The sequence below is a fragment of the Pedobacter sp. NEAU-ZC8 genome (assembly GCF_059278965.1).
Genome location: NZ_JCAJXC010000001.1, coordinates 268,358 through 290,095, shown reverse-complemented (window position 1 = coordinate 290,095; position 21,738 = coordinate 268,358). Strand labels below are relative to the sequence as shown.

General features: G+C 45.3%; 20 protein-coding genes. 6 read left to right on the top strand and 14 right to left on the bottom strand.

Annotated features, from left to right (window positions below):
• Window positions 1–15: 15 nt before the first annotated feature.
• Window positions 16–999, bottom strand: a complete 984-nt coding sequence (locus AC5WJX_RS01385; RefSeq protein ID WP_494483039.1) for a potassium channel beta subunit family protein — start codon at window positions 997–999, stop codon at window positions 16–18.
• A 156-nt stretch (window positions 1,000–1,155) separates the two neighbouring features.
• On the opposite strand from AC5WJX_RS01385, the gene AC5WJX_RS01380 reads away from it, so the two are divergent.
• Window positions 1,156–2,097, top strand: a complete 942-nt coding sequence (locus AC5WJX_RS01380; protein ID WP_494483038.1) for a M28 family peptidase — start codon at window positions 1,156–1,158, stop codon at window positions 2,095–2,097.
• Between the two features lie 93 nt (window positions 2,098–2,190).
• On the opposite strand, the gene AC5WJX_RS01375 is transcribed toward AC5WJX_RS01380, so the two are convergent.
• From AC5WJX_RS01375 to AC5WJX_RS01360, 4 genes are read right to left on the bottom strand one after another with little or no spacing between them, the layout of a single operon-like run.
• Window positions 2,191–3,828: a S41 family peptidase gene (locus AC5WJX_RS01375; RefSeq protein ID WP_494483037.1), complete on the bottom strand. Its 1,638-nt coding sequence runs from the start codon at window positions 3,826–3,828 to the stop codon at window positions 2,191–2,193.
• 38 nt (window positions 3,829–3,866) lie between these two features.
• Window positions 3,867–4,481 (bottom strand): HAD hydrolase-like protein, encoded by a 615-nt coding sequence (locus AC5WJX_RS01370; RefSeq protein ID WP_494483036.1) that lies wholly within the window; start codon window positions 4,479–4,481, stop codon window positions 3,867–3,869.
• Window positions 4,481–4,981, bottom strand: a complete 501-nt coding sequence (locus AC5WJX_RS01365) for a hypothetical protein (protein ID WP_494483035.1) — start codon at window positions 4,979–4,981, stop codon at window positions 4,481–4,483. The genes AC5WJX_RS01370 and AC5WJX_RS01365 overlap by 1 nt, the downstream gene beginning before the upstream one ends.
• Before the next feature lie 8 nt (window positions 4,982–4,989).
• Window positions 4,990–5,640, bottom strand: a complete 651-nt coding sequence (locus AC5WJX_RS01360; protein ID WP_494483034.1) for an ABC transporter ATP-binding protein — start codon at window positions 5,638–5,640, stop codon at window positions 4,990–4,992.
• A 138-nt stretch (window positions 5,641–5,778) separates the two neighbouring features.
• Here AC5WJX_RS01360 and sucC point away from each other — a divergent pair, with 138 nt between their 5' ends.
• The gene (gene sucC / locus AC5WJX_RS01355) at window positions 5,779–6,969 is read left to right on the top strand and encodes an ADP-forming succinate--CoA ligase subunit beta (RefSeq protein WP_440429874.1); all 1,191 of its coding nucleotides are present in this window, start codon (window positions 5,779–5,781) and stop codon (window positions 6,967–6,969) included.
• A 130-nt stretch (window positions 6,970–7,099) separates the two neighbouring features.
• On the top strand, window positions 7,100–8,548 hold the full coding sequence (asnS, locus tag AC5WJX_RS01350; protein ID WP_494483033.1) for an asparagine--tRNA ligase: 1,449 nt from the start codon (window positions 7,100–7,102) through the stop codon (window positions 8,546–8,548).
• Between the two features lie 24 nt (window positions 8,549–8,572).
• Here asnS and AC5WJX_RS01345 read toward each other — a convergent pair whose 3' ends face one another.
• Window positions 8,573–10,213 (bottom strand): FMN-binding glutamate synthase family protein, encoded by a 1,641-nt coding sequence (locus AC5WJX_RS01345; RefSeq protein ID WP_494483032.1) that lies wholly within the window; start codon window positions 10,211–10,213, stop codon window positions 8,573–8,575.
• Between the two features lie 81 nt (window positions 10,214–10,294).
• Here AC5WJX_RS01345 and AC5WJX_RS01340 point away from each other — a divergent pair, with 81 nt between their 5' ends.
• Window positions 10,295–10,915: an L-threonylcarbamoyladenylate synthase gene (locus tag AC5WJX_RS01340; RefSeq protein WP_494483031.1), complete on the top strand. Its 621-nt coding sequence runs from the start codon at window positions 10,295–10,297 to the stop codon at window positions 10,913–10,915.
• Window positions 10,916–10,938: 23 nt separating this feature from the next.
• Here AC5WJX_RS01340 and trpA read toward each other — a convergent pair whose 3' ends face one another.
• The 6 genes from trpA to recR form a co-directional block, all read right to left on the bottom strand.
• The gene (trpA, locus tag AC5WJX_RS01335; RefSeq protein WP_494483030.1) at window positions 10,939–11,709 is read right to left on the bottom strand and encodes a tryptophan synthase subunit alpha; all 771 of its coding nucleotides are present in this window, start codon (window positions 11,707–11,709) and stop codon (window positions 10,939–10,941) included.
• A 9-nt stretch (window positions 11,710–11,718) separates the two neighbouring features.
• Window positions 11,719–12,900 carry a tryptophan synthase subunit beta gene (gene trpB, locus AC5WJX_RS01330; RefSeq protein WP_494483029.1) on the bottom strand — a complete coding sequence of 394 codons (1,182 nt, stop codon included), beginning with the start codon at window positions 12,898–12,900 and terminating at the stop codon, window positions 11,719–11,721.
• 10 nt (window positions 12,901–12,910) lie between these two features.
• A complete protein-coding gene (locus tag AC5WJX_RS01325; protein WP_494483028.1) occupies window positions 12,911–13,537 on the bottom strand; it encodes a phosphoribosylanthranilate isomerase in 627 nt (208 codons plus the stop codon).
• A gap of 1 nt (window position 13,538) precedes the next feature.
• Window positions 13,539–14,528 (bottom strand): anthranilate phosphoribosyltransferase, encoded by a 990-nt coding sequence (gene trpD, locus AC5WJX_RS01320; protein ID WP_494483027.1) that lies wholly within the window; start codon window positions 14,526–14,528, stop codon window positions 13,539–13,541.
• 226 nt (window positions 14,529–14,754) lie between these two features.
• Window positions 14,755–15,570 carry an SDR family oxidoreductase gene (locus AC5WJX_RS01315; RefSeq protein ID WP_494483026.1) on the bottom strand — a complete coding sequence of 272 codons (816 nt, stop codon included), beginning with the start codon at window positions 15,568–15,570 and terminating at the stop codon, window positions 14,755–14,757.
• A gap of 5 nt (window positions 15,571–15,575) precedes the next feature.
• Window positions 15,576–16,193, bottom strand: coding sequence for a recombination mediator RecR (recR, locus tag AC5WJX_RS01310; protein ID WP_494483025.1), 618 nt, complete (start codon window positions 16,191–16,193; stop codon window positions 15,576–15,578).
• Window positions 16,194–16,270: 77 nt separating this feature from the next.
• Between recR and AC5WJX_RS01305 the strand changes: the two genes are divergently transcribed.
• Together AC5WJX_RS01305 and AC5WJX_RS01300 are read left to right on the top strand one after the other, a co-directional pair.
• A complete protein-coding gene (locus AC5WJX_RS01305) occupies window positions 16,271–17,779 on the top strand; it encodes a sodium:solute symporter (RefSeq protein ID WP_494483024.1) in 1,509 nt (502 codons plus the stop codon).
• 18 nt (window positions 17,780–17,797) lie between these two features.
• Window positions 17,798–18,505 (top strand): LOG family protein, encoded by a 708-nt coding sequence (locus tag AC5WJX_RS01300; protein ID WP_494483023.1) that lies wholly within the window; start codon window positions 17,798–17,800, stop codon window positions 18,503–18,505.
• A 137-nt stretch (window positions 18,506–18,642) separates the two neighbouring features.
• On the opposite strand, the gene AC5WJX_RS01295 is transcribed toward AC5WJX_RS01300, so the two are convergent.
• Together AC5WJX_RS01295 and AC5WJX_RS01290 are read right to left on the bottom strand one after the other, a co-directional pair.
• Window positions 18,643–19,236 carry a DUF502 domain-containing protein gene (locus AC5WJX_RS01295; RefSeq protein ID WP_440429888.1) on the bottom strand — a complete coding sequence of 198 codons (594 nt, stop codon included), beginning with the start codon at window positions 19,234–19,236 and terminating at the stop codon, window positions 18,643–18,645.
• A gap of 9 nt (window positions 19,237–19,245) precedes the next feature.
• The gene (locus AC5WJX_RS01290; RefSeq protein WP_494483022.1) at window positions 19,246–21,714 is read right to left on the bottom strand and encodes a bifunctional UDP-N-acetylmuramoyl-tripeptide:D-alanyl-D-alanine ligase/alanine racemase; all 2,469 of its coding nucleotides are present in this window, start codon (window positions 21,712–21,714) and stop codon (window positions 19,246–19,248) included.
• Between the last annotated feature and the right edge of the window lie 24 nt (window positions 21,715–21,738).

The following is a 21,738-nucleotide window of genomic DNA, read 5'->3' as shown; positions in this document are numbered from 1 at the left end:
GCATTTACAGGTAAATTAAAAATGTGATAGTACAGGCTTGGTCTGCATGATATCCTCTATCCTGTTCAGGACTTCCGGCGTTAACAAGGGTACTACATCCAGGGCTGTGAGGTTCTCCTTAAGTTGTCCGGCTTTAGAGGCACCCAGGATCACGGTGCTGACATTCGGATTGGTCAGGCACCAGGCCAGTGACAACCTTGCCAAGGGCACACCCAGCTCGTCTGCCAGGCCCTGCAGCTGCTGTGCTTTCGCCAGGTTCTGCTCGGCAAGTACAGACTGCTTTAACCATTCCATGCCTTTAAGATCCATACGGGTGTTTTTTACATCACCCTGTGTATACTTCCCGGATAATAACCCGGATGCTAGTGGCGACCAGATCGTTGTACCCAGTCCGTGTTCTTTAAACAACAAGAAATAATCCTTTTCCACCTTGGTACGCTCCAGCAGGTTGTATTGCGGCTGTTCCATGGTCGGGCCGATCAGGTGATATTGTTTAGCAATACTGATGGCCTCCATGATCTCTGATGCACTCCATTCCGAAGTACCCCAGTACAGTATCTTACCTTGCTGCAGCAAGGTGTTCATGGCCAGCACCGTTTCTTCAATGGGCGTGTTCTTATCCGGACGGTGACAGAAGTAAAGATCCAGGTAATCTACCTGCAGTCGCTTCAACGCGGCGTTACATGCCTCGATGACGTGTTTTCTGGAGAGTCCTATTCTATTCGGACCTTTGTTCTCTGTTCCGAAGTAAACTTTACTAGATACCAGGAAAGATTCGCGTTCCCAGCCATGCGCCTTGATGATCTTCCCCATCACCTCTTCAGACTTACCTTCCGCATAACCTTCTGCATTATCAAAGAAGTTGACACCAGCATCGTATGCAAGACCCATAAGTTCATCAGCGACCTGGTCTGAGATCTGATTTCCGAATGTCAGCCAGCTTCCGAGAGACAGTGCGCTAAGCTGTAAACCGGATTTTCCTAATCTTCTATATTCCATATAATTAAATTTTGTTACTCGATATTACTGCAAAAGAACATACCGGTTTGCATTAAGTTTTTGTTGAGGTGCGGCGGTAAATCATAAAAATGTAATATATTAGAACAAAAGGCGATTGTAAACCATTACATTTCCAGATAACACATCAACACATAAATGAAATTCAGATTATTTATACCACTAGCATTACTTATGAGTTGCCAGACGGTGAAGAAGGTAGAAGAGGTAAAAGGCACCAATAACTTGCTTGAAGATGTTAAGACCTTGTCCTCTGAAGCATACCAGGGCAGAAAAACCGGAACGGAAGGTGCCGCCATGGCGCGTGCCTATTTAAAAAAGCGCATCGCAGCACTTGGATTGAGCAGTTTCCCTGCACTATCCGACTTTGAACAAAGCTTCAAAGCCAAGGAACGCAACGGCAGCAGTGTAGAGGCAAAAAATGTCGTGGCTTACCTACCAGGCAAATCATCAAAGATCATCGTAATCTCGGGGCACTATGATCATCTTGGCGTGATTAATAATGAAGTCTATAATGGCGCGGATGACAATGCCTCTGGTGTCGCTGCCATGTTAAACATCGCTGCGCATTATAAAAAGGAAAAGCCTAACCATACGCTGGTATTTGCCTTCTTTGATGCCGGTGAACTGGACTGGCAAGGATCCAACTACTTTGTTAATCACGCACCATTTGACATGAGCCGGGTGATTTTAAATGTAAACCTTGACATGATCAGCCATAATGAGAAGTATGAGCTATATGCGGCCGGAACATTCAGACATCCGCAATTGCGGAAGTACCTCACGCATACCCAGCCCAAGGTTAAAATTATGCTGGGACACGATAATCCGGAATTTACCGTAGACGACTGGACCAATCAAAGTGATCAGGGTGCTTTCAATGACAAGGGCATACCTTTTCTTTACTTTGGTGTAGAGGACCATAAAGACTATCACCGGGCAAGTGACGAATTTGAGAACATTCATCAGGAGTTCTTTATTGATGCCTCTGAGGCGATATTAGAGATCGTAGACAACCTGGATAAGGATAGGGATATCCAGTCGATGTTCAGGCAGAAGTTACAGATGAAAAAGCAGTAGTGTTTCCTGCTGCATCAGATTTTCTATCAATAAAAAAGCCAGGCAAGCCTGGCTTTTTGTTATTGCTGCGTTGATTTGACGTTCAAACCAAGCCTACTTTATCTTTTGTCTTGTTTCGATCATCCCCACGAAGGTGTTCGGATTTTTAAGTTTTTCTGTCATTGACGGGGAAAGGTTCAGCGTTACGCCGTTGCGGCCTTTTACACTCATACTCGCTTGGGTATTTGTAACCCTGCCCGGAGCAAGAATCTCCAGCGCTCTGGCGATGTAATTTTCACTTGCATCATCAAAATCACGCTTGGCATCATCAACCGTGCTGCTTACATCAGGTTTCATCCCGGCATAATACTCGCCTTCATCTCTGGAGTTCAGTGTTTCGAACATGGAGAAATAGACATCATAGCGGTTCTCTATGGTTACGGGAAAGAAGCCTACTGGTTTTCCATAAGTGGTTTCCCCTACTAGCTTCACATTTACATAGGGCTTCAGTGCGTTTATCGTTAACTCACTTGCAGAAGCGGTGTTACCGGTTACAATAAAAACGATATTCTTAACACCGGTCAGTCCGCCTACTTTTTTAAAGCTAGCGGTGTTGCCTGCAATAGAATAGTCTACATTCGCATAAGTCAACATCTTGTTTTGAGCATCAAACCGGATGTTGCCATTCGCGTCGGTAAGTGGTTGGTTTCTAAGGATACTGGTGCTGCGATTGATATCACGCAAGGTCTTGTTGTAAACCTCCTTGTACATCACCCCATTTGCCGTAGCGGGCGCGATGAGGTTGATCAAATGTTCTGCAGTATTTACATAGCCACCGCCATTGTAGCGCAGATCTACGATCAGATCGGTCAATCCCTCCCGGGCGAACTCCGCAAAAACAGGATCCAGGTTTGTATCAGATGGGTTCGCACCCTCAGGGCTCGTCATTCTGGAGAAGCGGCCAAGGTGTACATAACCGACCTTTTTACCGTTTACTTCGAAAACCTTCTTCTTGTAAACCGGACTGCTGTTGTAAGAAGCCCGTTCTAAAGTAATATCAAATGCAGTTCCGTCAACTTTGTTCCCTTTTAACTTCGCGGAGCTTTTCGAGTTATCCAGCAGTTCGTTGATCAGGTCTTTCTCTGAGTTAAAGTTTGTACCAATCCGTTTACCGTCGATGGTGGTAATTTCCGCACCTCTGGTAAGTCCTTTTGCAGCAGCAGGAGAACCCGGATACACCGCTTTGATGTAAAGCCGGTAGTTGTTGTCGGTTCCGAAAGCAGAGAAGGAATAGATCCCCATGTCAAAGCCAACACCGTCAGTGTTCACCGCACTTTTAGTCACCATAACAGCCTCAGGATTTCTGTCCTCTAGGTCTGAGATATAGGAATATTTGGGATAATCAGGCGAAGATTTATTGTACTCGTAAGGCTGTCCAGTTTCTGCATCTGTACCATAACGCGTGATCTGGAACAGTTCGGCTTCGTAGCTCAGCAGATCTGTTCCTGCGATAAAAGATCTCGGTTTAAAATCATTATAGTTCGGCAGCGCCTCATTCCAGAGGTAAACCTCTTTAGCGTAGTAAAAAATAGAATCTTTTGTCAGATCAGCTCGCTCGCTTGAAGAGGGGTTCGGCGTTGATGGGTTCGTAAGATCAACTTCAGCATCTGACTTCTTACAGGCTGAAAGACCTACGGATATGATCAATGCAGCTGTAAAGACGCTGCGCATCCAATTGGATTTTATATTCATTTCAAAGAGGTAGCAATGGTTATGGTTTATTAACGTACTTAAGATAAGAAAAGTTTATCGACCGCTAAAAATTTAATACCCAGCTCGGCAGCCATATGGCGATCTGCCTCGGCACGTCCAATCACCAGAACTTCATCGGCCTTCAGCCGGTGTGCGGTCACAAACTTGCTCAGGCTATCATGATCCGGGTTCAGGGTGATTTCGGACTTAAAGAACACCCGGATGTATTGCTCCAGACCATTCCACTCGATCTGCCTGATCTTGTTCAGCTGTTGCTCGGGATCCCCTGCCACAAGTAAGTATATGGTTTTCCGCTCCACCACCAGGTCCTGCATAAACTTCAATACCGGATCAAAAAGCAATAGCTTCAAGGGAAGTTTGGCCGTTTTATTCAGCAGCGCAAAGTTCTCCCTGTACTGTGCTGGTATGGCGAACTTTTCGAAAGTGCTGTCGAGCACCGCTTCTACCCCTTGCTGTTCATAGGTTTCTTTCATAAACTGCACAATGGCGCTGGCATTAAGCTGCTCCGAGTATTCAATGAAAGATGCGAAAAGGTAGTAAACCTGCAGGTGGAAGTCCTTTACGGGATATAAAACATCATCCAGCTCAAAAACAAAAGCCTCATGTTTATCAATATATGCCGATGCTGTCATTACTTAATGGTAAATAAGATGGCTGTTGGTTTATCCAATTGTTCGGGAAGGTAAAATACGCCATTCAAATCGTGTTCCCTACCCAATGCACGCTGGCTTTCATCCGCGTCTAAAGGATACTTCAGGTCGCCTTTAACGAAAATGGCCCATGGACTTTTGACATCTACATCCTGTTGTGGGTAGAAGAACTTCGGCAGATCTAATAGTTCGGGTAAGAGCACGGTGATGTTGAATTCTTCAAACAGCACCAATGATTTGGAAACCTGCGAAACTTCGAAGGCATGCAGCGGTAACAGGCAATCCACGCCATGGTCAAGGCAGGTGTTCATCAGGTTATGTGCGATTGCGTCATTCGCTTCACCTAAAGAGATAAAGGTATAAGCTCCGGAACCGAAGGTCGGGGTGTCGCCATAATCGGCTAAGATGACCTCATGCCCTTCGAAGGCTTTAAGTAATTTAAGGGTGCCGGCAGATTTGCCGCCAGTAATCAATATCTTCAATGTGTTTGTTATATAATTAAACCATCTTTCATCGTAACCACGCGGTCGCTGATCTTAGCGAGGCCTTCATTATGTGTTACAATGATAAAAGTCTGTTTAAAGTTTTCACGGAGCGTGATAAAAAACTGATGCAGGGCATCGGCATTCATGGAGTCGAGGTTACCTGAAGGTTCATCGGCAAGTACCACAGTTGGTCTGTTGATCAGCGCACGGGCAACGGCAATACGTTGCTGCTCCCCGCCTGAAAGCTCATTAGGCTTATGCTGCGCACGGTCTTTCAGGCCCAGCATATCGAGCAGTTCCATGGCCTTCAGCTCTGCGTCTTTCTTCTGCACCTTGGCAATGAAGGCTGGGATACAGATGTTTTCCAGGGCTGTAAATTCAGGCAGTAAATGGTGGAACTGGAAGACAAAGCCGATGTTCTTATTACGGAACACGGAAACCAGCTCCCCGCTAAGGTTGTTGATCTTGGTGCCATTAAGTTCTACGGTACCGGAGTCCGGTTTGTCCAGCGTACCCAGAATATGCAGCAAGGTACTTTTTCCGGCACCCGAGGCACCGATGATGCTAACGATCTCCCCTTTTTCAACTTCAAAGTCTACACCTTTTAAAATGGGTAAACTTCCATACGATTTTCGAACTGCTGTGGCTCTAAGCATATACCTGCAATATTACAAAACGAATAGCATTAATAAGCCCAAAGCGCCCATCAAAACGTCAAAAAAAACCCAGAAACACGATTATATGTTTTTATAACCGAACTGAAATTGTAGATTTGAAACAAAATAATTCAGCAAATGAACATCCACGAATATCAAGGTAAAGAAATACTAAAGAGTTTTGGTGTTGCCGTTCAAGAAGGCATCGTTGCCGATACAGTTGATCAAGCTGTTGAAGCTGCTAAAAAAATGAAAACTGATTACAACTCTGACTGGGTTGTGATTAAAGCACAGATCCACGCTGGTGGTCGTGGTAAAGGTGGCGGTGTAAAGCTTGCTAAAAACCTGGATGAGGTTAAAGAAAAAGCATCTGCAATTCTTGGAATGCAATTGGTAACTCCTCAAACTGGTCCTGAAGGTAAAAAAGTGAATAAGGTTCTTGTTGCACAGGATGTTTACTATCCAGGTGCTTCAGAAACTAAAGAATTCTATATGAGCGTTCTGTTAAACAGAACAAACGGAACCAACATCATCATGTACTCTACCGAAGGTGGAATGGACATTGAAGAGGTTGCGGACAAAACCCCTCACCTGATTTTCAAAGAAGAAATTGATCCTAAAGTAGGTTTACAAGGATTCCAGGCACGTAAAATTGCTTTCAACCTTGGCTTAACTGGTGCTGCACATAAAGAGATGGTAAAGTTCGTTAGCGCACTTTACAAAGCTTACGATGCTACTGACTCTGCAATGTTCGAGATCAACCCGGTATTAAAAACCTCTGACGATAAAATCATTGCTGTTGATGCTAAAGTGAACTTAGATGAGAACGCTTTGTTCCGTCACAAGGATTACGCTGCAATGCGCGACACTGCAGAAGAAGATCCGACAGAAGTTGAAGCAAGTGCATCTAACCTGAACTATGTGAAACTTGACGGTAACGTTGGTTGCATGGTAAACGGTGCTGGTCTTGCGATGGCAACGATGGATATCATTAAAATTGCTGGTGGTGAGCCTGCTAACTTCCTTGACGTGGGTGGAACAGCAAATGCGGAGACCGTTAAAGCTGGTTTTAACATCATCCTTAAAGACCCTAACGTAAAAGCGATCCTGATCAACATCTTCGGTGGTATTGTTCGTTGCGACCGTGTTGCTCAAGGTGTTATTGATGCTTACCAGGAAATTGGAGACGTTCCGGTTCCAATTATCTGCCGTCTGCAAGGTACAAATGCTGAAGAAGCTAAAAAGCTTATCGATGAGTCTGGCTTACAGGTTTATTCAGCTATTGCGTTACAAGATGCCGCTAACCTGGTAACTAAAGTATTAGCATAGTATTCTAATTTATATAATATGAAACGCCGGCCAGCATTAATTTGCTGGCCGGTTTTTTTATAGGGCGCTTTTGCCGGAATTCCTTATTTTTGACTGGCTCCATAAAAAGACATGATTCCATAACAAAGACATGATTAAAAGAGAAAAAGTAAAAGACTTATTAGAAACGACCGAGTTTGACAGAGAAGTAACCGTGATGGGTTGGGTTCGTACCTTCCGCAACAATCAGTTTATTGCGATAAATGACGGCTCTTGTATGGGTAACATACAGATTGTGGTTGATTTTAATAATACACCGGAGCAACTACTGAAAAGAATTACAACCGGTGCTGCCTTGGCAGTTACTGGTACCATTGTAGAGTCGATCGGAAAAGGTCAGCGCGTAGATGTTAAAGCAACAAGCATTGAAATCCTGGGTGACAGTGATCCGGAGAAATTTCCATTGCAGCCAAAAAAGCACAGCCTGGAGTTCTTGAGGGAAATTGCACACCTGCGTTTCCGTACCAACACCTTCAATGCGGTTTTCAAAGTAAGACACGCACTGGCTTTTGCCATTCACAAGTTTTACAACGAGCGTGGCTTCGTATATATGCATACCCCGGTTATCACCGCCTCTGATGCGGAAGGTGCCGGAGAGATGTTCAAGGTGACTACCCTGGATTTTGAGAATACACCGCGAACCGAGGACGGTAAAATAGATTTCTCTGAAGACTTCTTCGGAAGAGCAACTAACCTGACGGTATCTGGTCAATTGGAAGGTGAGCTTGCAGCCATGTCCTTCGGACAGATCTATACCTTTGGTCCTACGTTCCGTGCAGAGAACTCTAATACCACACGCCATTTGGCGGAATTCTGGATGATTGAGCCAGAGGTCGCTTTTGCTGATCTGGAAGACAACATGCAGCTCGCAGAAGACATGATGAAGTATGTCATCAGCTATGCGCTGGAAAACTGTAAAGAAGAGATTGAGTTCCTGAACAACCGTTTACTGGAAGAAGAGAAATCTAAACCGCAGATTGAGCGTAATGCCATGTCCCTGATCGAGAAACTAAACTTCTGTCTGGACAACGAATTTGAACGCTTAACCTATACAGAAGCGATACGGATTTTACGTTCTTCTAAACCAAACCAGAAGAAGCAGTTCAAATATCTTATTGATGAATGGGGTGCAGATCTGCAGTCAGAACACGAACGTTACCTGGTTGAGAAGCATTTCAAAAAGCCGGTGATCCTTACGGACTACCCTGCTGATATTAAGTCGTTCTACATGCGTCAGAATGAGCCGGATGAGCAAGGGCGCCAGACGGTTGCTGCAATGGACATCCTTTTCCCTGGTATTGGCGAAATGATTGGTGGTTCACAGCGTGAAGAGCGCCTGGAGAAGCTAACGCAACGTATGGAGCAGCTTGGCATTCCGCAGGACGAAATGTGGTGGTATTTAGATACCCGCCGTTTTGGTTCTGCACCGCATGCAGGTTTCGGTCTTGGCTTCGAACGTTTGGTACTATTCGTTACCGGTATGACCAACATCAGAGATGTGATCGCATTTCCGAGGTTCCCTAAGAACGCAGAATTTTAAGATAAGCCGATTGGCTCATGCAAATTACCCATTAAGGGAATTTGCATGAGCATAATCAATCTGCGATACTTTATAATCTGTTGGCGCAAAACTCTTCGCTGTACTCAGCGCCATGCCCAACTCATACTTCAAAGGATAAGGTGTTTTCAACAAACTGCCTTCCGGAATATACGGGAAGGTTTCAATGTAAGATTGCATCACATTCGGGCTGATCCTCCTATTGATGTAAGCTCTTGTAAGCTGGTAAGGATGTCTCAGTCCGGCAGCACCAAGCAACTCGATTGCACTAGCCACCGTTAAACGGTGATAGTTAAATACCCTGGTTTTTTTATCTTCCACAACAAGCCCTTTCATCAAGCTTGGATCCTGAGTGGCAACACCCGTAGGACAGGTATTTGTATTACACTCCAGCGCCTGAATACAACCAATGGCGAACATCATGCCTCTTGCCGAGTTACATAGGTCGGCACCTAAAGCAATGTTCTTGATGATATCAAAACCTGAAACCACTTTTCCAGAGGCAATGATCTTAATGTGTTTCTTTAGGCCAAAACCTGTAAGTACATCATATACAAAGGCGACTGCTTCGCGTAAAGGCATACCTACAGCATTGGAGAACTCCTGTGGGGAGGCTCCGGTTCCACCCTCACCACCATCAACGGTAATGAAATCTACATAGATCCCGGTTTGCACCATGGCCTTGCAGATGGCGAAAAACTCACTCTTACGACCTATACAAAGCTTGATACCTACAGGCTTTCCACCGGAGAGTGTTCTAAGTTTCTTAACGAAATCCATCAGCTCTAAGGGTGTGGAGAATGCGGAGTGCGCTGGCGGCGATAGTACATCATATCCTTCTTTTACCAGACGGATCCTGGCAATTTCAGGTGTTACCTTTTGTGCGGGTAAGATACCGCCGTGGCCGGGTTTAGCGCCCTGCGATAACTTGATATCAATCATTTTCACCTGCTCCATTTTGGATCGCTCGGCGAAAGCCTCATCATTGAAGGTTCCGTCATGGTGACGGCAGCCGAAGTATCCTGTACCAATCTGCCAGATCAGGTCGCCCTTTTCCGCCAGGTGATAATCGCTTATCCCGCCTTCGCCGGTGTTGTGAGCAAAGTTCCCCATAAAGGCACCTCCGTTAAGTGCACGGATGGCATTTTCGCTCAGGGAGCCAAAACTCATGGCAGAGATGTTAAAGATGCTGGCAGCATAAGGTTGCGTGCAATCGGGACCTCCGATCATCACACGAGGGTTCGGGTCGAGTTCATGGTGACTGATGGCGGCAATGCTATGGCTTAGCCACTCGTAACCGTTTTCATAGACATCTAACTGTGTTCCGAAGGGAATGGTGTCGGTTTCTTTTTTCGCACGCTGGTAGATCAGTGAGCGGCTTAAGCGGCTGAAAGGTTTACCATTCGTATCACTTTCGATGAAGTATTGGTAGATCTTAGGGCGCAGATCTTCAGCAAAGTACCTGAGACGGCCGAAAACAGGATAATTCCTTACGATGCTATGTTTAGGTTGGTATAAGTCGTAAATACCGAGTAAGACAAATGGACCGATGAAAATGTAGGCCCAGAAAAATGGCGGCCAGGCCATGCTGATCATAAAAGTGGCGGTGACCAAAAACGCTGCTAGAGCGATGAAAGCTTTCCTCATATTCTAATTATTCAAAACAGATTGCTACAATACTACATTATATATCAATATGCACACCAAACAATTTCGTAAATTGACCCTATGCTTATCAAGATCTATCCAGAAAACCCAAATCCAAAATTCATAGAACAGGCAGTGGAGGTACTCCGAAATGGCGGTATCATCATCTATCCAACAGATACCATCTATGGCCTGGGCTGTGACATCACCAACCACAAAGCAATTGAACGCATTTGCCGGCTGCGTGGCATTAAGCCGGAGAAAGCAAACTTCTCTTTCATCTGCTCGGACCTGAGTCACATTTCAGATTACATTAAACCGATTGACACCAATGTTTTCCGGGTGTTGAAGAAGGCCCTACCAGGACCTTATACCTTCATTCTCAATGCGAACAACAATGTACCCAAGATGCTAAGTTCCAAGAAAAAGACGGTCGGTATCCGGGTGCCTGATAATAACATCGCCAGGGAGATCGTGCGGCTGCTTGGTAATCCTATCCTTTCCACTTCCATCCGTGATGACGATGATGTGCTGGAGTACTCAACCGATCCAGAGTTGATCCAGGAGAAATATCATGACACGGTAGATCTAGTTATCGATGGCGGCTATGGCGGCAACGTGGCATCAACGGTGATCGATTGCACCTCGGGTGAGTTTGAGGTGATCAGGGAAGGAAAAGGAAGCCTTGAAGATATCCTCTAAATTCAAAGCTTCCACTGTCCAGTTTATTGGGCAAAGCCCTTCATAAAGTCTTGTATGTTTTGTTTAAGGTCGCCGCTTTCGATCGCTTTGACGAAAGCGGTACCGATGATCGCGCCTCGCGCGTATTGACAAGCCTTATCGAAACTTGCCTGGTCACTAATTCCGAAACCAATCATAGCAGGACTTTTCAACTCCATAGCAGCTACTCTCGAGAAATAGTCTTCAGTAACCTGAGAAAGCGACAGGTTCTTGCCGGTCGTTGCTGAGGAGGAAACCATATAGATGAAGCCGTTGGTTAGTGCATCGATTTTACGAATCCTGTCTGCCGTGGTTTGCGGCGTGATCAGAAAGATGTTGCTGATGCCATATTGCTGAAAGGTGTCTTTGTAGAACTCCTCGTATTCCACCATAGGCAGGTCGGGTACGATCAAACCATCAACACCCACTTCCGCACAAGCTTTACAGAAGTTTTCTACCCCGTATTGCAACAATGGATTCACATAGCCCATAAGCAATACTGGTATTTTCACAAACTTACGTAAGTCTTTAAGTTGTTCAAATAAGATCCTCAGGTCCATACCATTATCCAGGGCTTTTTTACTGCTTACCTGGATTACCGGACCATCCGCCACAGGATCCGAATACGGGAAGCCGATCTCCAGCATATCTGCGCCTGCACTTTCCAACTCTCGGGCAATGGTTAAAGTATCTTGCAGATTTGGATAACCTGCCGTGTAATAAATTGATAATATATTCTTGTTCTTCTCCTGGAATAATTGATTAATTCTATTCATGGTATGCTGTTATAAGCCAAAGTATTTCATGTAAGTTTCCATGTCCTTGTCGCCCCTGCCGGATAAACAAACGACCACATTTTCACCTTCTTTAAGTTCCATCTTCTCCAGCTGCGCCAAAGCGTGTGCACTTTCGATTGCCGGGATGATTCCTTCGAGCTGGGTCAACAACAAGCCTGCGTTCAGCGCTTCCTCATCGGTGATGGAGACATACTGGGCCCGCGTGGTTTTAAACAGATGTGCATGCTGTGGACCTATACCCGGATAATCAAGTCCTGCGGACACAGAAAAAGGTTCCACCACCTGGCCATCTTCCGTTTGCATCAGGATGCTCCTGCTGCCATGGAGTACGCCTTCCTTGCCCAGTGCCGTTGTTGCAGCGGTAAATCCGCTGGAAACACCTTTCCCCGCAGCTTCTACAGCAACCAGTTTCACCTCAGTATCGTTGATGAAGTGATAGAACATGCCCATGGCATTGCTACCCCCGCCTACGCAAGCCAGCACATAATCAGGTTGATCATTACCGGTCTGCTCCAACAGCTGCTTTTTTGTTTCTTCAGAAATGATCGACTGGAACAAGGCCACCATATCGGGGTAAGGATGTGGTCCTACTACAGAACCGATGATGTAGTGCGTATCTACAGGATTGTTCACCCAGTCGCGCATGGCCTCGTTGGTGGCATCTTTCAAGGTTTTTGAGCCTGATGTTGCCGGAACGACAGTTGCGCCAAGCATTTTCATCCGTGCAACATTTGGCGCCTGGCGCTGAATGTCGATCTCTCCCATGTAGATCACACATTCTAGACCGCGCAATGCACATACCGTTGCGGTGGCTACCCCATGCTGGCCGGCGCCAGTCTCTGCGATGATCCGCTTTTTACCAAGACGTTCTGCCAGCAGGATCTGCCCAATGGTATTGTTGATCTTGTGTGCGCCAGTGTGGTTCAAATCTTCTCTTTTTAGAAAGATGTTGGCGTGGTATTTTGAGGACAAACGTTTCGCCAGGTATAAGGGCGATGGACGTCCGACATAGTCTTTCAGTAGTTTTTTAAACTCCTCCTGGAAGCTTTCATCATTGATGATGCTCATGTAGTTTTGTCTTAACTCCTCTACATTCGGATAAAGCATTTCAGGAATATAGGCGCCCCCAAAGTCGCCATAATATCCTTTGTCATTTACAAAATAATCCATAGCTGGTGTTTTATAGCTGGTTTTTAAATGTTGTTAATTGATCAATATCTTTATAAGCCGGGCTGATCTCAAAGCGGCTGTTTACGTCTACGGCGTACAATCTTGGGTCCATGATTTCCTTTAACTGAGCAACCTGGTCCAGCCCGATGCCGCCGCTCAGAAAATAAGGAACGGGTAATTTGTATTGTTTTAGTAGCGCCCAGTTGAAGGTTTCTCCAGAGCCACCATGTGCTGCAGTCTGCGTATCAAAAAGGAAATAGTCTACGAAGCCCTGGTACTGCTCCAGCAGTTCAAAGTTAAAGCCATCATTAATACCAAACGCTTTAATAAGCTCAATATCTGATAGATGAGACTTTAAACACCTACAGAACTCCCCTGATTCGGAGCCATGTAACTGAATTGCTTTCAACTGATAGCGGCTGGCAATACGCAGCATTTCTTCCTGGTTTTCATTTACAAATACACCTGTAGCTTTGATACCCGAGGGCAGCATTTGCACGAGTGCCAGGTCCATCCCGCCCACAAAGCGTTTAGACTTTTCGTAGAAGATAAATCCCATGTAATCCGGTGCAAGTGCTGTAAGCGCTTCGATGTTCCCGGGTTCACGCATACCACAAACCTTCAGTTTCACACCCATTTTAAGCGCTCAGTAAGATTTTAAAACTATTCAGTGCCCGCTTGCTCTTCAGCGATGCTTCAGCCTCGTAGAAGCAATCTCCGAAGCTCTTGGTGCCATCAATGGTTTGGATGGCCAAAGCAGCATTACATAGCACCACATTGTTCTGGGCATCTGTTCCTTCGCCGTTCAATATGGAGGTAAAGATTTTCGCTGAAGATTCCACCGTGTCACCCCCTTTAATGTCGGCCTCCGCCAGCTGTTCGAAACCAAGATCGGCAACAGCATGCAGCGCCTCACCCTTCGAGGTAAAAGTCTTGAAGTCTGAGGTTAAGGATACCTCGTCGAATCCACCCAAGGCATGAAGAATGGTGTAGTTCTTGTCTGTCTCCTGATACAAATAAGCATATAACCGTGCCAGTTCCAGGCTATAAACCCCAACCAGCTGATTTTTTGGTTGCGCTGGATTGCACATCGGCCCGAGCATATTGAAGAAGGTTTTAACACCCAGCTCCTTACGGATCGGTGCTACAATCTTCATCGCCGGGTTAAACAGTGGTGCATGGATAAAACATACCCCTGCCGCATCCAGTGTTCGCTTAAGCTGATCCTGATTGTTGGTAAAGGTGTAGCCCAGGTGCTCCATCACATTTGAAGAACCGCAACCCGACGACACCCCGTAGTTACCATGTTTGGCGACCTTATAACCAGCACCAGCCAGTACAAAGGAAGCAAGTGTAGAGATATTGAAGGTATCCTTCCCATCCCCACCCGTACCACACAGGTCAATGAGCTCGTAATCAGATAGGTCGACCTTGATGCAAAGGTCTAACATCGCGTCGCGGAAGCCTTGCAGCTCCTGTACGGTAATGTTCCGCATGCCGTAAGCGGTGATGAACGCAGCGATCTGAGCACTTTGGTACTCACCGCGGGCAATGGAGATCAGGATTTTCTGTGCTTCAGCTCTGCTGAAGCTCTTGTTTTCGAAAAGATGAGCGAGGATTTTCTTCATGGATATAAACAAAAAAAGGTTGCCTAATAAAGCAACCCACGTAATTTCTTATAATAAATAAACGAACAACAGGGGTTACACTACGCTTTTGCGTTGTGCCACCACCAAAATTTAAGTCCGCTTGTTTGTATCATCTCTCGCAAATATGGAATTGTTTTTATAGAAATCCAATTAATTTCAAAAAATATCCACTACTATGATATTGCAGGGACAACCGCGTCGCTATCTACTTGATCAACGCGTTCTTTTCTTTAGTGAAATGTTTAAATACCAGATTGTCTGCAAGACCCGGTAGCAACTTGTTTAACCACACCGTAAGTTTCCCCTGACCGGTCATTACCAGTGTTCTTTTTCTTGCTGCAATACCATCTACAATGATTTTTGCAACCGCTTCAGGGCTCATCATCTTAGCCTCTTCCATGCTCGTCTCCCCATGTGCCTTTCCGTTTTCAGAAAGTGCAGCAACACGAATGTTCGAAGACGTGAAACCCGGACAGGCAACCAATACATTAACGCCTGTCTTTAACAATTCAGTCCGCAATGCTTCCATAAAGCCATTCATGGCAAACTTTGAAGCTGAATAGCCTGTCCTGCCCGGTAGCCCGCGGTAACCGGCAATGGAAGAAACGCCAACGATCGTACCTTTGGTCTTCAGTATCTCCGGTAAAGCAAACTTGCTGCAGTAAACCGTACCCCAGAAGTTCACATCCATCAGGTTCTTTAAAACACTCAGGTCAAGATCAGCAAATAGCGCACGCATGGACAAACCGGCATTATTGATCAGCACGTCAATGCGGGAAAACGTTAACATCGCCTGTTTGATCAGGAACTGACAGTCCTCTTCAAGGCTTACATCCGCCTGCACAGCAACAGCTTTGATCTGGTACTGCTTCTCCAAGGTTGCGGTAAGCTGGCAAAGCGTCACGTATTGCCTCGCGGCAAGTACCAGGTTCGCACCACGACTGGCCATTTCTATTGCACAAGCTCTTCCAATCCCGGAAGAAGCGCCGGTAATGATGACAACTTTATCTTTAAAATCCATGAATATTATTTGAGTATTGAATTTTCGTAAGGAACGCGGGTGATAATAGAACGGCCAAGGGTGATCTCATCAGCGTACTCCAGTTCGCCACCAAAAGCAATACCTCTGGCAATGGTTGTAATTGGAATATTAAAGGCCTTTAATCGTTTGTAGAGGTAAAAGATGGTGGTATCACCTTCCATAGTAGGACTGATGGCGAGGATCACCTCCTTTACCGGGCCTGTAGAAACCCGTTGCACCAGAGTATCTATAAAAAGGTCTGAAGGCCCAATGCCATCCATTGGAGAAATGAGTCCCCCTAACACATGGTACACCCCGAAGTATTGACCTGTATTTTCCACGGCCATGACATCACGGGTATCCTCAACCACACAGATGATTTCCTTTTCACGTTTGGTTGAGCTGCAGATTTCACAGATCTGATTATCAGAGATGTTATGGCATATTGAACAATGCTTAATTTCCTGTCTAAGTTTGACAATCGAGTTTCCAAAAGATTCCACTTCTTCAGGCTCTCGGTTTAAAAGATGTAGTACAAGACGAAGCGCAGTCTTCTGTCCGATACCAGGTAATTTCGAAAATTCGTTAACGGCATCTTCAAGTAATTTAGAAGAAAAGTTCATGTTGCAAATTTATATTTATCTATCGTAAAACGCTTTTTAAAAGATGTTTTATTACATTTAGCAGCTAAAAACATACGATGAGTCCAGCGATACTTCTTTCTTTTCTACTCGGTTATTTTATAGTTCTGATTATCATTGCCTTCGCAACCTCTAAAAAATCCTCTGATAACTCAACCTTTTTTATTGCAAATAGAAATTCCAAGTGGTATCTGGTTGCTTTCGGCATGATCGGAACGGCACTTTCCGGAGTGACCTTTATATCCGTTCCAGGCGAAGTTGGTGCCCCCTCGGGTAATCAGTTCCAGTACTTTCAGTTCGTACTCGGAAACGCCGTTGGCTTCATCATCATCGCAACACTGCTACTGCCGCTATACTACCGGATGAAGCTTACCTCCATCTACAGCTATATCGAACAGCGCTTGGGTTATTTCAGCTATAAAACCGCGGCATCGATCTTCCTGATCAGCAGAACCATTGGATCAGCTTTCCGATTATACCTGGTGGTTATCGTTTTACAACGTTTTATATTCGACAGCTATGGCGTGCCCTTCTGGGCTACCGTACTGATCTCCCTCCTGTTGATCTGGTCATATACCTTCAAAGGTGGCTTGAAAACCATTATCATCACCGATACCCTTCAAACCTTCTTCCTGGTACTTTCGGTCTTTATGACCTTGTATTTCATCTGTGACAGCCTGAATCTAGACCTTCCGGCAGCATTTGAAACGGTCAAAAACAGCGGGTATGCGAAGATATTCTTCTATGAAGACTTCATGACAAATGGCTTTCACTTCAGTAAACAGTTCATCGGCGGTATTTTCGTAACCATCGCGATGACTGGGCTGGACCAGGATCTGATGCAAAAGAACCTGAGTATGGGTACCATTAAAGAAGCGCAAAAGAACATGTTCACTTTTACCGGTATTTTCGTCGTGTTGAACATCTTCTTCCTGAGCGTTGGTGCATTGTTATATGTTTTTGCCGCGAAAAATGGAATTGAGATTCCATTGGATCATGCAACCGGATCTCCGAGAACCGACTTCTTATTCCCGGAAATTGCTTTGAACCACCTTGCCGTTGTACCGGCAATTGTATTTATGCTGGGCTTAACTGCTGCAACCTTTGCAACGACCGACTCCGCTCTAACCGCATTAACAACATCATTCTGCGTAGACTTTTTAAACCTGGACAAAGGCGATCAAACAAATTCTCAAAAATCAGTAAACAAAAGGCACATGGTTCATGTTGGATTCTCTTTGTTGATGTTTCTTGTGATCTTGGTTTTTAACGCCTTTAATGATGAATCTGTGGTGAAGGGTATCTTCAAAGTTGCTTCCTATACTTATGGACCGCTTTTAGGTTTATACAGCTTTGGTTTGTTTGTGAGAAACCGTGGACTGCATGATAAGCTGGTTCCTTTCGTTTGCCTGATCTCCCCTGCAATCTGTTACTTGCTGAGTCTATATTCAGCACAGTTATTTGGCGGTTATACCTTCAGCGTAGAGCTGATCCTGGTAAATGGCTTGATCACCTTTATCGGATTATTACTGATCAGTAAAAAGACAGATCAACAAACAAGATTTTAATTTAAAAATATTTATAGCATGAACAGTGAAGAGAAAATAAGAAGTGCTTTTGAGAACAAAAACTGGCAGGAGATTAAAGTTACGGACTCCTGGCAGATCTTTAAGATCATGGCCGAGTTTGTAGATGGTTTTGAAAAGCTTGCTAAGATCGGTCCTTGTGTATCGATCTTTGGATCTGCAAGAACTGCAGAAACAAATCCTTATTACCAGATTGCCGTAGACTGCGGCCGTTTGCTTACCGAACGCGGCTATGGGGTAATTACAGGTGGTGGTCCGGGTATTATGGAAGCCGGCAATAAAGGTGCACACATGAATGGTGGTAAATCTGTAGGTTTGAATATTGAACTTCCATTTGAACAGTTCCACAATAAATACATCGACCCCAATAAGTTATTGGAATTCGACTACTTCTTTATCCGCAAGGTGATGTTCATGAAGTATTCCCAGGGATTCATTGTTTTGCCTGGCGGAATGGGCACCATGGACGAGTTGTTTGAGGCAATCACCTTGATTCAAACCGGAAAGGTTGCACGTTTCCCGATCGTTTTAGTCGGTAAGGATTACTGGGGCGGATTGGTAGACTGGATCACCAATACCATGCTTAAAAAAGAACACAACATCCACGCTGAAGATCTAAACCTGTTCCGTTTAGTTGATACGGCTGAAGAAGCTGCAGAACACATCTTCAGGTTCTATGATAAATACGTATTGAAACCAAACTTCTAAAACTTCCTTAGGCAAAGGCTTTGCAAAGCCAGGAGTTCGTTTAAGGACATCAAGCAAGTCCCTAATCATAAAAGTAAAAAGCCTTTCGCATTTGATGCGAAAGGCTTTTTACTTTTAAAGTGGTGTCTGCTGTAAGATTACTCCAGATGACTTACCCCGCCGGATACCACTAATTTCATGGCATCCGCCGCACTGATCTCCAGCACCTTGATGTTTTCATTTTTAACAATATATACCTGCCCTGCAAAAGAGTAGGAAAAAGGGAAATAGACAATCGATTCGCCATGTAGACCAATCGCCGATAAGTCACTCTGCGTTAGAAAGCCAATCCGCTTCAAACCAGCTTCAACTTCTACCAGCACCGGATGATTGAATTTTTTCTCATCACCAACAAAGGCCTCCGTAAGATCCTTTATGGAAGAATAAATGAACTTGAGGATGGGCAGCTTGTTGAGCATTCTACTAAACCAGTTATACATTGGCTCCGTAACGAGGTTGGTCACGAAAATACCCGCAGCAAGGATGATGGTGATCACCATACCCAGGCCAAGACCAGGAATATTCCGGTTTTCGCCCGTTCTTGGGTCTACACCAAGAATGTTATTCAGGTTTAGCCAGCTGTCTACCGTGGTCACTGCCCAAATAACAATAAACACGCTGAGTGCTATTGGCAGCACGACCAACAAGCCTTTGATAAAGTAATTAATTAGGACCCTGCCTACTCTGTTCATGCCGCAAAACTACTCATAAAAATACACTCGCTTTACTCTTTGAGAAATATTTGTCAGGATCTCATATGGGATGGTTTGGATCTGCTTCGCGAGCATTTCAATCGTTAGCTGATCATCAAAAACAACCACCTCATCCCCGGTTTTTACATCCAGCCCGGTGACGTCCAACATGCACATATCCATACAAATAGATCCTATGGTTGGCACCGCCTTGCCCTGTACGAGCATACGTCCAACCCCATTGCCAAACATACGGCTATAACCATCGGCATAGCCAATCTTGACGGTGGCAATACAGCCATCCTCCGTCATCACACCGCGCCTGCTATAACCGACGGATTCATTCGCTTTAACCTTGCGTAGCTGCGTAACGGTCGTTTTAAGCCGGGCAACAGTCTGCAAGCCATGATTATGCTTTAAGGCAGCGTCAAAGCCATACAGTCCAATGCCGACACGTACCATATCCAGGTGAGCTTCCGGCATTCTGGAGATTCCTGAAGTGTTGGATATGTGTTTTAGTGGCGCATACCCCAGCGTATCTGAAATGCGAGAAGCAATTACCTTAAAGCTTTCCAATTGTCCTTTGGTAAAATCATCATGTATGGCATCGTCGCTTGCCACCAGATGGGAGAATATGCTATTTACCTTAATGCGCTTTGCCGTTTTTAGTTCCTGCAGCAATGCGTCGATATCCTCGGCTTCAAAGCCAAGACGATGCATTCCGGTATCTATTTTCAGGTGTATCGGGAAAGCTTCGCCTGAAGCGTCTGCATCATCAAGAAAGCTATGGAATGCTTTCAGGATCTGCAAGCTGTAAATCTCCGGCTCCAGGCGATAACGTTTTATTGCCTCAAAGGCGGAAGGCTCCGGGCTCATGACCATGATTGGCAAGGAGATGCCGGCTTTACGCAGGGCGATTCCCTCATCGGTATAAGCCACGGCGAGATAATCCACTTTGTGGTACTGCAGCACGTTGGCGATCTCAAAACTACCACTCCCGTAGGAAAAAGCCTTAACCATCGCCATAACCTTCACGCCAGGTTTCAGCTTGGAACGATAAAATTTCAGATTGCTGGCCAGCGCACTCAGGTCTATCTCCAATACGGTATCATGGATTTTTTGTGTAAGCAGTTTACTAATGCGCTCAAACTCAAACACCCGCGCACCTTTCACCAGAATGCTTTCATTATGAAACTGCAAATTCTGAAAATCGTCTATAAAAGCATCCGTATTCGGGTAGTATTTAGCATCCGGAGGGAGAAGATCCCTGAAAGTGGAAATGGATTCGCCAATGCCGATCAAGCGGCTCAGCTGCTTTTGCCGCAGCAGTTCGCCAATTTCCTGGTAGAGCGCTGCTTTACTTTTTCCGGTTTCCAACAGGTCTGATAATATCAGGGTTTTCCGCGGATGCTGGTTCTGCAGGTTCAAAAAGTCTAATGCAATGGCCAGCGAGGAAATATCAGCACTATACGAATCGTCAATGATGGAACATTGGTTGATACCGTTTTTCAGTTCCAGTCGCATGCTAAGTACGGTGAGCGACTCCAGCTTATCAACCAATGATTCAGCATCATAGCCCATCGCAACCAAAGTAGACCAGCAGATCACTGCATTCTCAATCGAGGCCTGGTCACTGAAAGGCAAACTGCATTCCAGCTTGCGCCCTTGTACCAGTACGGTCAAATGTGTTCTTCCGGCACTAAACTGTTTATTCAGCACCTGCAAGTCGGCAGCTTCGCTAAAACTCCAGCTAAATTTCTGCTTTCCTGCCAAGCTTCCCTCAGGCATACCCAAGGTGTAGGCCGGGCTATAGATCACCAACGAAGCATCTTTAAACAGTTTTAGCTTTTCACTTAACTTCTCCTCCACCGATGAAAATCCCTCCGCATGTGCCTCCCCGATGTTGGTTAGTACACCAATGGACGGCTGGATCATCTGTTGCAACCGCGCCATCTCACCAGGCTTGGAAATTCCAGCTTCGAATATCCCAAGATTATACGTTTGGTCAATCTCCCATAAGGATAACGCTACGCCGATCTGAGAATTAAAGCTTTTGGGACTTTTTACAACATTGAAGTCATTTGCCAGCAGTTGGTAGAGCCAATCTTTCACGATCGTTTTACCGTTGCTACCAGTGACACCAATGATCTTAAGCTCGTACCGGGCGCGTTTGTGCGCCGCGAGTTGCTGCAGTGCCTGAAGGACATCCGGCACGAGTAAAAAGCTCGCGTCATCATATCGATGCATCAAGGATGGATCACTGATGACAAAATTCCGAATTCCGTTTACATAGGCGTCGGCTATAAACTGGTGCCCATCCCGCTGGCCACGTAATGCGAAAAAAAGCGAAGTGTCCGGGTCTACCAACCGGCGGCTATCAATCACCAGATGATCAATTTGATCTTCACTGCGAAGGGTCGCAGCTTGCACCTGCAGAATCTCTGCGATTTGTTGTAGGGTATATTGTTCTTTATTCAATGTAAAACCAGCAAATGAAAACCT